General features: G+C 43.6%; 6 protein-coding genes. 5 read left to right on the top strand and 1 reads right to left on the bottom strand.

What is annotated here, in order from left to right:
- The first annotated feature begins 31 nt into the window (after positions 1-31).
- From rpoC to C8D94_RS12530, 4 genes are all read left to right on the top strand, one after another.
- Entirely contained in the window at positions 32-4,333 is a 4,302-nt protein-coding gene (gene rpoC / locus C8D94_RS12515) for a DNA-directed RNA polymerase subunit beta' (protein ID WP_115124290.1), read from the top strand.
- A gap of 173 nt (positions 4,334-4,506) precedes the next feature.
- Positions 4,507-4,821 (top strand): DUF3467 domain-containing protein, encoded by a 315-nt coding sequence (locus tag C8D94_RS12520; RefSeq protein WP_115124291.1) that lies wholly within the window; start codon positions 4,507-4,509, stop codon positions 4,819-4,821.
- A gap of 314 nt (positions 4,822-5,135) precedes the next feature.
- Complete coding sequence (locus C8D94_RS12525) at positions 5,136-6,278, top strand: Ig-like domain-containing protein (protein ID WP_147278551.1); 1,143 nt, start codon at positions 5,136-5,138, stop codon at positions 6,276-6,278.
- A gap of 50 nt (positions 6,279-6,328) precedes the next feature.
- The gene (locus C8D94_RS12530) at positions 6,329-7,033 is read left to right on the top strand and encodes a hypothetical protein (RefSeq protein WP_147278552.1); all 705 of its coding nucleotides are present in this window, start codon (positions 6,329-6,331) and stop codon (positions 7,031-7,033) included.
- Positions 7,034-7,042: 9 nt separating this feature from the next.
- On the opposite strand, the gene C8D94_RS12535 is transcribed toward C8D94_RS12530, so the two are convergent.
- Positions 7,043-8,641, bottom strand: a complete 1,599-nt coding sequence (locus C8D94_RS12535) for a peptide chain release factor 3 (protein WP_115124294.1) — start codon at positions 8,639-8,641, stop codon at positions 7,043-7,045.
- Between the two features lie 607 nt (positions 8,642-9,248).
- On the opposite strand from C8D94_RS12535, the gene C8D94_RS15340 reads away from it, so the two are divergent.
- The coding region (locus C8D94_RS15340) for an Ig-like domain-containing protein (protein WP_115124295.1) at positions 9,249-17,164 on the top strand (7,916 nt) is incomplete at its 3' end.

A 17,164-nucleotide genomic window follows, 5' to 3' on the forward strand; every position in this document is an offset into this window, starting at 1 on the left:
TCAAACAACAACAAGATTATTATACAGCATTATGGCAAGAAATAATAACGAACAACAACAAAAGAAATTTAATAAGATTTCTATCGGTTTGGCATCGCCAGAATCAATTTTGGCCGAGTCTCGTGGAGAGGTGCTCAAACCCGAAACTATAAACTACCGTACACACAAACCAGAGCGTGACGGTTTGTTCTGCGAGCGTATCTTTGGTCCTGTAAAGGATTATGAGTGTGCCTGTGGAAAATACAAGCGTATCCGTTATAAAGGTATCGTGTGTGACCGTTGTGGAGTAGAGGTAACTGAAAAGAAAGTACGCCGTGACCGTGTGGGGCACATCAACTTGGTGGTTCCCGTTGCACACATTTGGTACTTCCGTAGCTTACCTAACAAAATAGGATACCTTCTTGGATTACCTTCTAAGAAGTTGGATATGATTATTTACTACGAGCGTTATGTAGTAATCCAACCAGGTATCGCGAAGAACGAAGAAGGAGAGCCCGTACAAAAAATGGACTTCCTTACTGAAGAAGAATACCTTAATATCCTGGACAGCCTTCCACAGGAAAATTTATACTTGGACGATAGCGACCCTAACAAGTTTATCGCCAAGATGGGAGCAGAGTGTTTGATAGAGTTGCTACAACGTATCAATTTGGATGAATTGTCCTTTGAACTACGTCACAAAGCAAACAACGAAACCTCTAAACAACGTAAAACTGAAGCCTTAAAACGCCTTCAAGTAGTGGAAGCGTTACGTGATGCAAACAAGAACCGCGAGAACAACCCAGAGTGGATGATTATGAAAGTGGTACCGGTAATTCCACCAGAATTACGCCCATTGGTACCGTTGGATGGTGGTCGTTTCGCAACTTCAGATCTTAATGACCTGTACCGTCGTGTGATTATTCGCAACAACCGTCTCAAGCGCTTGATGGAGATCAAGGCACCGGAGGTGATCCTGCGTAACGAAAAGCGTATGTTACAGGAATCAGTAGATTCATTGTTCGATAACACGCGTAAATCGTCAGCAGTAAAAACCGATAGCAACCGTCCATTGAAGTCACTTTCAGATTCATTGAAAGGAAAGCAAGGACGTTTCCGCCAGAACTTACTTGGTAAACGTGTGGATTATTCAGCACGTTCGGTAATCGTTGTAGGACCAGAACTGAAACTATATGAGTGTGGTCTTCCGAAGGATATGGCAGCAGAGCTGTACAAACCTTTCGTAATCAGAAAACTGATTGAAAGAGGGATTGTAAAAACAGTAAAATCTGCAAAGAAGATTATAGATAAGAAAGAACCTGTGGTTTGGGATATCCTGGAAAATGTCCTTAAAGGACACCCAGTATTACTGAACCGTGCTCCTACATTGCACCGTTTGGGTATACAAGCCTTCCAGCCTAAGTTGATAGAGGGTAAGGCAATCCAGTTACACCCATTGGTGTGTACGGCATTTAACGCCGATTTTGATGGTGACCAGATGGCGGTGCACCTTCCTTTGGGGCCCGAGGCAATTTTGGAAGCACAATTGTTAATGTTGGCATCGCACAACATCTTGAACCCTGCAAACGGTAGCCCGGTAGCGGTACCATCGCAAGATATGGTTTTGGGTCTTTACTATATGACCAAACTCCGTAAGACAGACGAACAATACACCGTAAAAGGAGAAGGCTTAACCTTCTACTCGGCTGAAGAGGCGATCATCGCTTATAACGAGAAGAGAGTAGACCTTAATGCCGAAATCAAGATACGCACAAAAGATTTTAACGAAGAAGGCGAGCTTGTAAACCAAATTATTACAACCACGCTAGGCCGTGTGATCTTTAACGAGCAAGTGCCAGAGAAAGCAGGTTATATCAATGAAGTATTGACCAAAAAATCGCTTCGTGATATTATTGGAAATATATTGGCAGTAACAAGCGTACCCGTTACAGCAGCATTCCTTGACGAGATTAAAAGTCTTGGATACAAGTTTGCATTCGAGGGTGGTCTGTCCTTTAGCTTAGGGGATATTATTATTCCTGCAGAAAAGCAAAGCATGATAGACGATGCCAATACACAGGTAGACGCTATTGTAGGAAACTATAATATGGGTCTTATTACCAACAACGAGCGCTACAACCAGGTAATTGATATATGGACGGCAACCAACGCAGAGTTGACCGAACTGTCTATGAAACGTATCCGTGAGGACCAGCAAGGGTTCAACTCGGTATATATGATGCTTGATTCTGGAGCACGTGGATCTAAAGAACAGATCCGCCAGCTTACAGGTATGCGTGGTTTGATGGCAAAGCCGAAAAAATCGAACAGTGGTGGAGGCGAGATTATTGAAAACCCAATTCTTTCGAACTTTAAAGAAGGACTTTCAATTTTAGAATACTTTATCTCTACCCACGGTGCCCGTAAAGGACTTGCAGATACCGCCCTTAAAACGGCCGATGCAGGGTATTTAACACGTAGATTGGTAGATGTATCGCAAGATGTGATCATCAATACCGAAGATTGTGGAACCTTACGTGGTATTGAAGTTTCAGCATTGAAGAAAAACGAAGAAGTGGTGGAGAATCTTGGTTCTCGTATTGTGGGACGTACCTCGTTGAACGACGTTATAAACCCGCTCACTAAAGAAGTACTCGTAAATGCTGGAGACCATATTACCGAAGCTATTGCAAAAACAATAGATTCTTCACCGGTTGAGACTATCGAAGTACGTTCGGCGCTTACCTGTGAAGCCAAGAAAGGAATTTGTGCACAATGTTACGGCCGTAACCTAGCGACCAACAAAATGGTACAGCGTGGTGAGGCGGTAGGAGTTGTGGCAGCACAATCTATTGGAGAGCCCGGAACACAGTTAACCTTGCGTACCTTCCACGTGGGTGGTATTGCAGGTAACATTTCAGAAGACAATAAACTTACCGTTAAGTTTGATGGTAAGGCCGAAATTGAAGATCTGAAAACCGTTAAGGGTGAAGATTCAGAAGGTAACACGGTAGATATCGTGATTTCACGTACTTCGGAACTGAAGTTAGTAGACGAAAAAACAGGAATTACCTTAAGTACCAATGTAATCCCTTATGGTTCTACCATCTTTGTGAAAGACGGACAGAAACTGAAGAAAGGCGATGTAGTTTGCCAGTGGGATCCTTATAACGGTGTGATCATTTCAGAATTTGCTGGAAAAATTAAATACGAGAACATCGTACAAGGTGTAACCTATGCTGTTGAGATAGATGAGCAAACAGGTTTCCAAGAAAAAGTAATTACAGAGTCTAGAGATAAGAAGAAAATACCAACGCTTCAAATCCTAGGTAAGAAAGACGAAGTAATTCGTTCTTACAACTTACCGGTAGGAGCATTGCTCTCGGTAGACGATGGCGAGAAGATCAAGATAGGTAAAGTACTGGTTAAGATACCGCGTAAATCTGCCAAAGCAGGTGATATTACGGGAGGTCTTCCCCGTGTTACCGAATTGTTCGAGGCACGTAACCCATCCAACCCAGCTGTTGTAAGTGAGATAGATGGTGTAGTTTCCTTCGGAAAGATAAAGCGTGGTAACCGTGAGATAATCGTAGAGTCTAAGCTTGGCGAGATCAAGAAATACTTGGTGAAGTTGAGCAACCAGATCTTGGTACAGGAGAACGATTACGTTCGCGCAGGTATGCCACTGTCCGATGGTTCAACAACACCAGAGGATATCCTGCGTATCAAAGGCCCATCTGCAGTACAGCAATACTTGGTGAACGAAGTTCAGGAAGTATACCGTTTGCAAGGGGTTAAGATTAACGACAAGCACTTCGAGGTAGTTGTGAGACAGATGATGCGTAAGGTGCGAATTGTGGATCCGGGAGATACTACATTCCTAGAGAACCAATTGGTACACAAGGATGACTTTATCGAGGAGAACGATAAGATTTTTGGGATGAAAGTGGTTGAAAACGCTGGAGATTCTGAAAACTTAAAAGAAGGACAGATCATCTCACCACGTGACCTACGTGATGAAAACTCTATCCTACGTCGTGCCGATAAAACCTTGGTAGAAGCCCGTGAAGCAGTTAATGCTACTGCTACACCTATTTTACAGGGTATTACAAGAGCGTCGTTACAAACCAAGTCGTTCATATCTGCGGCATCGTTCCAAGAGACCACTAAGGTATTGAATGAAGCTGCCGTGAGCGGTAAGGTAGATACCCTTGAAGGATTGAAAGAGAACGTTATTGTAGGACATAAAATCCCTGCCGGTACAGGTATGAGAAATTATGATACAATTATCGTGGGCTCTAAAGAAGAATTCGAGGAGATGACGAAAGAAAAACAAGAAGTAAACTATAACTAATCGGGTTTTTGAATGTAAACAAATATCTGGGTATTCCTTGCCTTATTACTAGGGAAGGATAGTTGAAACCTTATATGAATGTGAAAAATCCCGTGACACTGTTGCGGGATTTTGTTTTTTAATATGTAAATTGATAGAATATAAAAAGCATAAGATGCTTAAAAAAATAAACTATGGCAGAAGATAACAAACAAAAACAAGGACAGATAAATATTGAGTTGGACCAAGAGACCGCTCAGGGAATCTATAGCAATTTGGCGATCATCAATCATTCACAAAGTGAGTTCGTGGTAGATTTTGTATGTATAATGCCCGGCGTGCCAAAAAGTAAGGTAAAGTCTAGGATTGTTTTAACGCCCCAGCATGCAAAACGTTTCCTAAAAGCAATGCACGACAATGTTGCAAGATTTGAAAAGCAACACGGTGAAATTAAAGATTATAAGCAGCCTCCAATTCCTATTAACTTTGGCCCAACTGGAGAAGCCTAAAATTATAAAACTCGCTAAAAGCGAGTTTTTTTTGTAATAAAGTGTATGCTTTAAAGTATGTATAGGGATACTTCAGGATTTAAATGACGCCCTAATAAGAATCAGATTTAGATTAAATACTATTCATCACAATTAAAAATTTGTAAGTAAAATTGCTATAAAATGCAGTTGAACGATTATATGTAATATTTCAACGAATATATTATAAAGCCTTGTAGGAAAACACTTTATGTCCCATATATTTGAAGTGTCTTTTAAAGATAGCCCCAAGTAACGCGAGTTATTATCTTATAAAGACTACCCAAATTGAACTTATGGAACTAACTATACCTACTAAGTGCAAAACATCGGTATTGATGTTTTCAATATTACTGTCCCTACTAGCATTCTATACTGGTGTAGGGCAAACCCAAGCCCCATCTGTACAAACAGGTGTTACCTTTCAATGGGCGGACGTTCAGGTGAACAATAACGATCCGGCGACCCTCAACTCTATTACCATTGATGGTGAGGTTTTTCAATCTATCGCCGCTCCTACTTCGTATACACTTACGCGCTTAGGTCCTCAGGGCCATAGCAGAAACACTATCATCCAAAATGGTACTACCGTAAATAATAATAGCTCCAACCCAGATTGGAACGCAGATGCACTAGCTGCTTTCCAGGATAAAAACCTAAACCACTATTTTGAGTCTAACCACAACGGACGGAATATCTGCAATAATTTCAGTGCTGTAGCAACAACAACGGCACAGATTCAATCTCTTAATTACAGTCCGGGAATACCTTCCAATGAAGGTGGGATAGTGGCCATTACAGAGCGAAATGCCAACAACTGCTATTATGTTTCAGTATATGGAATTCCGGCAGGAGGAGGCCCTGAGCAATTTTTGGGAGATACCTTTGTACGTTCCAATACTACACAAACGGGACCACAGTTCAATCCTCCTCCTGCAGGTGTAGATTACTGGAACTCTGGTAGGGTGGTAGAAAACAATGGAACCATAGGAATTGCGATTTTTGTTCTGGATAACCTCGCCCCGGTAGGTTCAGTAATTACTAGAGTAGATTTATTGGGAGCTACCAACGACCACGGAGATGGTAAGTTTTTTATCCTCCAACGCTATGCGGTGCCCAAAACCGAGAAAAGCTGTATGAATGTTCCCTTCAATGGAACTGTGGATGGAGATAATGTCCCGACTGGGTCAACTTTTACACTGGTAAGTGGTCCAACCCCAGAAGGAGAAGCCTTCACTTTTAATGCAGATGGTAGTTATAGCTACACTCCAAGTGTAGGGTATACAGGCGATGTGACCTTTGAATATAACGTTTGCTTACCATTCCCGAATATTTTCACCTGCGACTCTTCTACCGTAACCATTACGTATGAAAGAGGAGCCGATGTAGGCTGTGAGTGCAACTCTGGAAATGCAAATGCCCCGTTGCTTCAAAATTAAATGTAGAAAACACAATAAAACAACAGTACAACCCCATTAAATTACTACTTATGAAAAATATAATTACAACTTTCATTCTTTCCCTTGTTGCGGTAGGCGCAATTAAAGCACAAGTGGGAGTAGGAACAACAAGTCCACAAGAAGCCTTGCATATTGCGGGAACTGGAAGCACAGTTAGAATTGATGGATTGAACAGTTCACAAAACACAAATAATTTAGGTGGCTCCTCTACCTACAATGTGGTAGCAGATAAGGATGGGACTTTAACCCTTGGGAAACTTTCAGGAGAAATATCTTCAGAATCAAACATCCCATCACCAGTTGTGGTACAAACACAGTCTAACTCTGCTCTCAACTCGGCAGAATTGTACCAAAAAAACTTTACACTTACCCAAAGAGCCATGGTAGTGATTACCTATTATGTTGCTTTGGATTTTTCGACCTATGATGGTACAGCCAAGATTGACGATGGTAGGGCCAAAGTAGCACATAACTACTTTTACTTAGGAAATGGTTCTACAGCAAACACTTCAAAATCTTACGGGATGACAAGTGTTGTATATACTAATATAAACTGCGATACAGCCACGGGCTTGGTATACAATTCACGATCTACCACCATAGCACTCGATGCCGGCAACTATAGCGTACACTTACAGGGAGCTGTATTTGGTGGTGGGCTAACCGATGATGCCGCCTTTAGGGTAGAATTTGGTAATGGTGACAGATTGGATATACAAGCTATCTATCTATAAGAACTGAAATCAATTTTCTTGCTTTTCAAATTCGCTCACAAAATGTAAGGTTACGTTAGGGTACTTGCTCTGTGTCATCTGTAGTGTAAAGGCACTATCCGCCAAAAATACCAATTGGCCACGTTTGTCTTTTGCAAGAAACTTAGACTTTACCCGTTTGAAATCCTTGAACTCATCACTCTTGGGATCCTTGGGCTCTACCCAGCAGGCTTTATGAACATTCAAGTTTTCATAGGTACATTTAGCACCGTATTCATGTTCTAACCTATATTGGATTACTTCAAATTGTAATGCACCTACGGTTCCTATTACTTTCCGTCCGTTAAGTTCTAAAATAAAAAGCTGCGCTACTCCTTCGTCCATTAATTGGTCTATCCCTTTTTCAAGCTGTTTGCTCTTCATGGGATCTGCGTTGTTAATGTATTTAAAGAATTCTGGAGAAAAGCTTGGGATGCCCTTGTATTGCATTTCTTCTCCTTCGGTGAGCGTATCGCCAATTTTAAAGTTACCGGTATCGTGCAAGCCCACGATATCGCCAGGGTAGGAAACATCTACAATTTGTTTCTTTTCAGCAAAAAAGGCATTGGGGCTGGAAAATTTCAATTTTTTACCGTTACGCACATGAAGGTATGGTTTATTACGCTCAAACTTGCCCGAAACAATTTTCACAAAGGCCAAACGGTCACGGTGCTTGGGATCCATATTTGCGTGTATCTTGAAGACAAACCCACTAAAGTCCTTCTCTTCAGGCTTTACCATGCGGGTGTCACTGGATTTTGGTTGGGGTTTTGGTGCAATTTCAACAAAGCAGTCCAACAATTCGCGAACGCCAAAATTATTTAAGGCAGATCCAAAAAATACGGGTTGCAATTTACTTTCGAGGTATTCTTCCCTATTAAAGTCCGGGTATACTTCGTACACCAGCTCCAGCTCTTCCCTCAATTCGTTTGCGGCATCTTCACCCACGAGGGTATCAAGTTCGGGATTGGCAACATCTTCAATCTCTATGGTTTCTTCAATATTCTTACGGCTATCGCCACTAAAGAGGTTTACATTTTTTTCCCAAATGTTGTAGATGCCCTTAAAATCGTACCCCATACCAATAGGAAAGGAGAGGGGTGTAACGCGCAGGTTGAGTTTTTGTTCAATTTCATCCAAGAGCTCAAAGGCGTCTTTTCCCTCACGGTCCAATTTGTTAATGAACACGATCATGGGGATGTTGCGCATACGGCAAACCTCGACAAGTTTTTCGGTTTGCTCCTCCACACCCTTAGCTACGTCTATTACAACAATTACGCTGTCTACCGCGGTGAGGGTTCTAAAAGTATCTTCGGCAAAGTCCTTGTGGCCAGGAGTATCCAAGATGTTTATTTTTGTCCCGCCATATTCAAAAGCCAACACAGAGGTTGCGACGGATATCCCACGCTGGCGCTCAATTTCCATAAAGTCGCTCGTTGCACCTTTTTTTATCTTATTGCTCTTAACGGCGCCGGCTTCCTGTATGGCACCACCAAATAGGAGTAGCTTTTCGGTCAATGTAGTTTTACCGGCATCTGGATGTGAGATGATGCCGAATGTTTTGCGTCTATCTATTTCTTTTTGAAGCATATTTTTAAGAAAAAGGCAAAGATAACAACTGCTGTGGCCATTTTACCCAAATTATTACCAAAAATAGCAACTTGATATTTGTGGTTGAATGGATATTTTTGATGAATTAGAGAATATTCAGAGAATATTATAAGAAATTAAAAGAGATACTGAATGCACTTTGTCTGTTAAAAAATGTTTTTTATCGTAATTTATAGGATTTCTTATTAAAGAATGTTACTAAAATAGGGGTGTCGATTTTATATAAATTTTAGTAGGAAATTAACATAGTTTAAAAAACCTACACTGCTCTTTTCTCGTAATTAGTAGCGTTGAAATAGTATAATTTCAGATTTACTCTTCCTACTTATAAGCAACTCACAATCACCATTAAAATAAGGGTCTACGTGTAAATACGTATAGCTATTTCCTACAAAAAAAATAGATTTTTTTAAACAATTTGGGTACTTCATCGACTTTATTGTGCAATTCAGCTAAAAGTACTTTCATTGTAAGAATTTATGCTTGTATTGATTATATCTTTGTATAAGTTGTATAAAAATTACACACCCTGAATGTTCTCAAATTTTTAACATTCATAACCGTGTTCGAAATAAATAGTAGTACTATGATATCAAAAACTACCCATCAAAATTTTGCATTCAAATTTTTGGTAAGCAAAGCTTCCCGAAGAATTTTGTTGTTGCTCTTTCTATGTATAACTAATATCGCGTTATCCCAGATAGGTTCACAATCTCCTTCAATAGACTCTGGTGTTACTTTCCAGTGGGAGGATACGCAAAATGGAAACAATGACAACCCTGCGACCATTGAGTCTATAACCATCAATGGAGAGGTGTATCCCACATTTGCGGTACCTTCGGGATACCAGCTAACCCGTTTGGGAAGAGGTCCTGGGAACCATTCTGAAAACCATGTAATGTTAAATGGTACACAAACCATTGGTACAAGTGCAACGGCTACGATGGATATCACAGATTCTACTCCTTGGGATGATGAGGCTAAAGCGGCTTTCCAGAGTAAAAACTTAAACTACTATTTTGAGTCCAACCCTACTGGAAGAAGTATATGTCTAGATTTTGATAAAGCAAATGGTATAAACGGTGAGCAAGAAACCGACTCCCAAATGCAAACACTTTTTTATAATCCGCCCATTCCTTCAAACGATGGTGGAATTTTAGCGGTTACTGAAAGAGGGGGGAACAACTGTTTATATGTTCGCTTTTTTGGTATTCCTGCAGGCGGTGGTCCTGAACAACCCTTAGGTGATACATTTGTTAGAACAAGTGGAAATTTAACTGGAGGGGGTTTTAGCGCTCCAGCTAGTGGTTCGGACTATTGGGGTTCAGGAAGAGAGCAAGATAACGGGCAAACTATTGCTATTGGCCTTTTTCACCTAAACAGTGTTGCTCCTACTGGATCGCTTATTACGAAAGTTCGCTTTCTTGCAGCTTCCAATGACCATGGAGATGGAAAGGTTTTTATCCTGCAAAAATATGCTGTAGACCAAACTGGAATGGGGTGTGTTGATGAACCTATAAATGGCAATCTCAACGATGGGAACAATGTTCCCGCAAACTCAACATATACACTTTCCGGTCCACCGCCTGCAGGGCAATCTTTTACCTTAAATACAGATGGGACTTATACCTATGTGCCAAATCCAGGATTTACAGGAACTGTAGCATTTGATTATGAGGTTTGCTTACCAGCACCAAATCAAGCTATTTGCGGAACGGCAACAGTTACACTTACCGTTAATCCAAATCCAGATGAGGCTACTGCCGAATTTACTTGTGGCAATACACCTAATTCTGGTGTGTTAAATATAACTGCACCTACAGGTGGGCAGTACAAATACGCTTTGGACAATGGTAACTTCCAGTCGTCTACTCAGTTTAACAATATAGGAGCGGGAACTTACATTATTAAAGTAAAAAATACGAACACCAACTGTATCAGTGAAGTGTCGTATATAGTTGAAGATGATGATAATGATGCTCCTGTAGCCTTCGGCGAAGAATTTTCTACCGGTATCAATCAGTCAATAACATTCAATGTATTGGATGATAATGGGAACGGAGTTGATTTTGACCCCGATGGAGACCCTTTCACTATTATCTCAAATACCCAACCTGGAAATGGTAGTATTGTAAACAATGGTAATGGAAGCTTTACGTTCACTCCAAGTACTGGTTTTGTAGGAAGTACATTCTTTACTTATACAATAGAAGATGACCCTTTTCCTTGTGAAAATTTAGAAGAAACAGATACTGCTACAGTTACAATACAGGTAGTGTCGGACCCAGAGCCAAGAGATTGTAATTGTTCTCCGCTTTACAAAAATTCAAATTTTGTGAACCCTCAATTAATTTCAGGTCAGGCCTTAGAGGTAGGGGCGGTATATCGTTTTGCAGACGTATTCCCTTCAAACCCGCACGGAACTACCTTAGATGCACTTGTAAGGATTGAAGAATTTGCAGGAGGCGCATCGCTTTTAGAAATAGATGTTACCTCTTCTGGACTCCCAGAAGCGTTCCAGCCAAGAATTAATAGTACTAATAACAACGATCAAAGTGTGCTTTTCAGCATAACGTTTGTTGAATCTGGGGGTAACTATGGTAATGAAGTTGAAATCTCATTCTATGGAACCCCGTTGGATATAGATGGGGATAATGTAAGTACTCGTGAGTATGCTGAATTAAGCCTTCCAGATGCTTATTTTGTAAGCAACAATACATTTCTGGATATAACACAAACAGCTACCGAAATTCGTGGCGAATCTACTACAATTAATGTAGCTCCCGGTGACGATGTGTCCCTGGACCCTCGTTATACATATAGCAACTACTGGCAAACAAAATCTTCTCTAACGTACCGAATTGGAAAGTTAGATGGAAACAGTGACCGATACTATTCATTTAATGTGAGCTGTGCAGATTATGATGATCCAGATGCAGTATTCATTACAAACCCAGTTATTTGTGGTAATGTTAGTGATGAGCAAGGGAACCCTCTGGCGAATGTAACAATAGATATCACTGGTTCAGACGGAAGTTCTGAAACTGTAACTACCGATGCCAATGGTGACTATAAGAAAGAAGTTGTTATTCCGGACCCATTGTCTGAAGTTGTATTTGAAATCGTTGAAAACGATCTTCCGGGGTATATCTCAATTTCCGACGTAGATGGTGCAAATGATAACTTAATTACACGAACAATTTCACTAGAATCTTCTTGTGGTAATGATTTTGTAGATGGATTTGAAGTTGTCCTAGAGCTTGATAATAAGACAGATATACTTTGTAATGGGGATAATACAGGTTCTATTACAGTAACCGCTTCTGGAGGTGTGCCTCCATATACCTATACACTAAATGGCGGGACTCCTCAAGCTTCAGCAACATTTGATAACCTGGTCGCTGGCAACTATACAATAGAGGTAACAGATTCTCTTGGGAACACCGATTCCTTAGTAGTTAATTTAACGCAGCCAGAACCTATTAATATTGAAATTACCAAAACTAATGCTGCAGCTACATCTTTATGTAACAATGGAACAGCAACAGCAACAGCTTCTGGAGGTGTAGGACCATATACCTATCAATGGAACGATCCAAATAACCAAACAACTGCTACCGCAACTGGTCTGTATGGAGATCCAATTGGCGGCACCCAATACACAGTAACGATAACAGACGAAAATGGTTGTACCTCACAACAAAGTGTCGTGATTAACTGTGTTCAGGATTGTGATGCTGTTATTTCAGTAGATGATATAACCGATGTATTGTGTAAAGGAGATGATACAGGTAGTGCTACTGTAAGCGCAAGCTCTCAGGCCAATCCAAACGCTACGTTTACCTTTACCTGGAATACTGTACCACCACAAGTTGATACAGGGGTAACCTCCAGTACTCTTAGTGATTTAACTACAGGCGTATATACCGTAAGTGTAACAATAGATGGAACACTTTGTGCTCCTGTTGAAGAAAGTATAACAATTAACGAACCATCAACCGCAGTTTCTGTAACAGCAACTTCTACAGACGAAAGTGGGCCAACTACTGGAGATGGTACCGCAACAGCAAACCCAAGTGGCGGGACACCCCCGTATACCTATTCTTGGAGTCCGGGTGGTGAGATCACACAAACTATTACCGGATTAAGTGCTGGAGATTATACGGTAACCGTTACAGATGCCAATGGATGTATGGCTACAGCTACTACAACCGTGAATCCTGGTACCTGTCAAAACCTAGCAATTCAAGCAAGTTCTACACCAGTGACTTGTAATGGAGACGCAGATGGAACAGCTACAGCAAACGTAACAGGTGGTTCAGGAAATTTCTCTTATGCTTGGAGCCCAGGAGGCGAAACAACACAGTCTATTTCAAACCTTACAGCAGGAACATATACTGTAACCGTTACAGATAATGTTACCCTATGTACAGCAACAGCTTCCACAACCGTAAATCAGCCTGCAGCGCTAAGTACAGGTATTGCGGTGACAGATGTAAGTTGTTTCGGAGAGAATACAGGATCTTTGGACCTTACCGTAAATGGAGGGACACAGCCTTATACCTTTGCTTGGAGTAACGGTGCTACTACCGAGGATATAACCAACCTTCCTGCTGGAACATATTCTGTTACAGTGACCGATGCGAATGGTTGTACTATTTCAGATAGTGCTACTATCGATCAGCCCGCTGAAGCCGTTGCATTGCAAATTACAACTCAGACAGATATAGTTTGTACTGGTTTAGGAAGCGTAACTGTAGATGCTTCAGGTGGTACCGCACCATATGCATACAGTTTGGACGGAGGTACCGCACAGGCAAGTGGAACTTTCGATAATCTTGATGCTGGAACCTATACTATAAGTGTAAGCGACGCAAATCTTTGTACTGAAAGTATCCAGGTAACCATCCTTGAAAATTGTACCGATGCCATCCCAGATATTAATGATACTCCTATCGATACAGCCGTTAGCGGAAATGTGTTGACCAATGATGAAGATTACGAAGGAGATAACCAAACGGTAACTACTACCGGAACATTCACTACTGCTCAAGGCGGAACTGTTCAAATTAATGCAGACGGAAGTTATACGTATACCCCACCTGCAGGTTTTGTGGGCGAGGACACTTTCGACTATAGTATTGAAGACGATGGAAATCCACAAGCAACAGATAGCACAACTGTAACTATCGAGGTGATTTCTGTACAGAACAACTCAACCATTGCAAACAACGATACAGCTTCAACCGAAATCAATACTAACGTACAAGGAAATGTGCTTGTAAACGATTTTGATCCTGAAAACGATACTATTACCGTTACTACAACAGGAAGTATCACTACCGATCAAGGAGGAACTATTGTGTTCAATGCTGATGGATCTTTTGACTATACACCACCAACCGATTTTGTGGGTGAAGACACCGTTACCTATTCAATTACCGATGATAATACAAACCCAGCAACTGATAGTGCTGTGTTAACGATCACCGTACTTGATGATCCAGCCGAAAACTACACCTTTGCAAATGACGATGCATACTTCGGAAACGCTGGAGCTACAATCAATGGGAATGTATTGGATAACGACTCAGATCCAGAAGGAGACATTCAGGCTGTAAACACCACACCGGTAACAGGGCCTACCAATGGAACTGTTACCTTGAACAGTGATGGTACTTTCGAATATGTACCAAATGATCCAGCATTCCAAGGAACTGATTCATTTGTATATAGCGTATGTGATAATGGAACACCTCAAGCTTGTGATGAAGCAACTGTTTACATTACCTTATTTAACGAGAATACTACCGATGCCATAGACGATATCAACGACACCTTGGTGGACATGGACGTGAGCGGCAACGTGCTTACGAACGATGAGGACCTACAGGGCGACAACCAGGTGGTTACCACCACCGGTACGATCACAACGGCCCAGGGAGGGAGCGTGGTCCTTAACGCAGACGGTAGCTATACCTATTCGCCACCCGCTGGCTTCACGGGTACCGATACCTTCGAGTACAGCATTGAGGACGACGGGAACCCTGTCGCCACAGATACTGCCACTGTAACCATAGAGGTTCGTGACGGTAACGGCGGCAACACGACCATAGCCAACAACGATACTGCCACCACAAGCGTTGGTGAGCCGGTAGACGGCAATGTGCTCGTGAACGACATTGACCTGGAGGGCGACGCACAGGTTGTGACAACGGTGGGCACCTTCACCACGGACCAGGGCGGTAGCATCACCATAGACTCGGACGGTAACTTCACCTACACGCCACCGGCTGGCTTCACGGGCGAGGACACCTTCACCTACAGTATTGAGGACAACGGTACTCCCGTTGCGACGGACGATGCGGTGCTCACTATCACTGTGAACCCGGTCGGTCTTCCCAACACCACCGACGCCAACGACGATGCGTACTCTGGCAACCAGGGCGCTACCATCACGGGCAACGTGCTGGACAACGACAACGACCAGCAGGGTGACCTGCAACAGGTAGATACGGCAGTGACGCCTGTAAGCGGTCCATCCAACGGGACGCTCACCATAAATGCGGACGGTACGTTCACCTATGTCCCGAACGATCCTAACTTCCAGGGGACCGACCAGTTCGTGTACGAGATATTCGATGACGGAACCCCAGAGGCACGTGACCAGGCGACGGTGTTGATCACCATCTTCGGACAGAACACTACCGATGCCATAGACGACATCAACGACACGCTCGTGGATGTTCCAGTGGCCGGTAACGTGCTTACCAACGACGAGGACGCGCAGGGAGATGCCCAGACCGTGACAACCACTGGCACCTATGCTACGGTTGAGGGCGGTAGCGTTACGATGGCGGCCGACGGTAGCTACACGTATACACCACCTGCCGGTTTCACCGGTACGGACAGCTTCGAGTACACGATCGTGGACGACGGCAACCCGCAGGCCACGGACACCGCCACGGTAACCATAGAGGTTCGTGACGGTAACGGCGACAACACGACCATAGCAAACAATGACATAGCTGGTACTGAGGTAGACACCCCGGTAGACGGCAACGTGCTCGTGAACGACATCGACCTGGAGGGTGATGCCCAGCAGGTTACTACGGTAGGCACTTTTACCACGGATCAGGGTGGTAACATCACCATAGATGCGGACGGTAACTTTACCTACACGCCACCCGCTGGCTTTACAGGCGAGGACACCTTCACCTATAGTATCGTAGATGACAATGCAAATCCTGCTACAGACAGTGCGGTACTTACAATTACTGTGGATGGCAACCCAGGTAACAACCAGACGTATGCCAACGATGATGCCTATGCCGGCAACGCCGGTGGTACGATCACTGGGAACGTATCGGATAACGATTCTGACCCAGAGGGTGACACCCAGACGGTGAACACAACCCCTGTGAGTGGTCCTTCCAACGGTACGGTTACTTTGAATCCCGACGGTAGCTTCAGCTACGTTCCGAATGACCCGACCTACCAAGGCCCGGACCAGTTCGTGTACGAGGTGTGCGACGACGGAACTCCTCAGGCCTGCGATCAGGCAACGGTATACATTACCATCTTCGGTGAGAACACTACCGATGCCATAGACGATATCAACGACACCTTGGTGGACATGGACGTGAGCGGCAACGTGCTTACGAACGATGAGGACCTACAGGGCGACAACCAGGTGGTTACCACCACCGGTACGATCACAACGGCCCAGGGAGGGAGCGTGGTCCTTAACGCAGACGGTAGCTATACCTATTCGCCACCCGCTGGCTTTACGGGTACCGATACCTTCGAGTACAGCATTGAGGACGACGGGAACCCTGTCGCCACAGATACTGCCACTGTAACCATAGAGGTTCGTGACGGTAACGGCGGCAACACGACCATAGCCAACAACGATACTGCCACCACAAGCGTTGGTGAGCCGGTAGACGGCAATGTGCTCGTGAACGACATTGACCTGGAGGGCGACGCACAGGTTGTGACAACGGTGGGCACCTTCACCACGGACCAGGGCGGTAGCATCACCATAGACTCGGACGGTAACTTCACCTACACGCCACCGGCTGGCTTCACGGGCGAGGACACCTTCACCTACAGTATTGAGGACAACGGTGCTCCCGTTGCGACGGACGATGCGGTGCTCACTATCACTGTGAACCCGGTCGGTCTTCCCAACACCACCGACGCCAACGACGATGCGTACTCTGGCAACCAGGGCGCTACCATCACGGGCAACGTGCTGGACAACGACAACGACCAGCAGGGTGACCTGCAACAGGTAGATACGGCAGTGACGCCTGTAAGCGGTCCATCCAACGGGACGCTCACCATAAATGCGGACGGTACGTTCACCTATGTCCCGAACGATCCTAACTTCCAGGGGACCGACCAGTTCGTGTACGAGATATTCGATGACGGAACCCCAGAGGCACGTGACCAGGCGACGGTGTTGATCACCATCTTCGGACAGAACACTACCGATGC

The sequence above is a fragment of the Marinirhabdus gelatinilytica genome, from assembly GCF_003353425.1.
Classification (GTDB): domain Bacteria; phylum Bacteroidota; class Bacteroidia; order Flavobacteriales; family Flavobacteriaceae; genus Marinirhabdus; species Marinirhabdus gelatinilytica.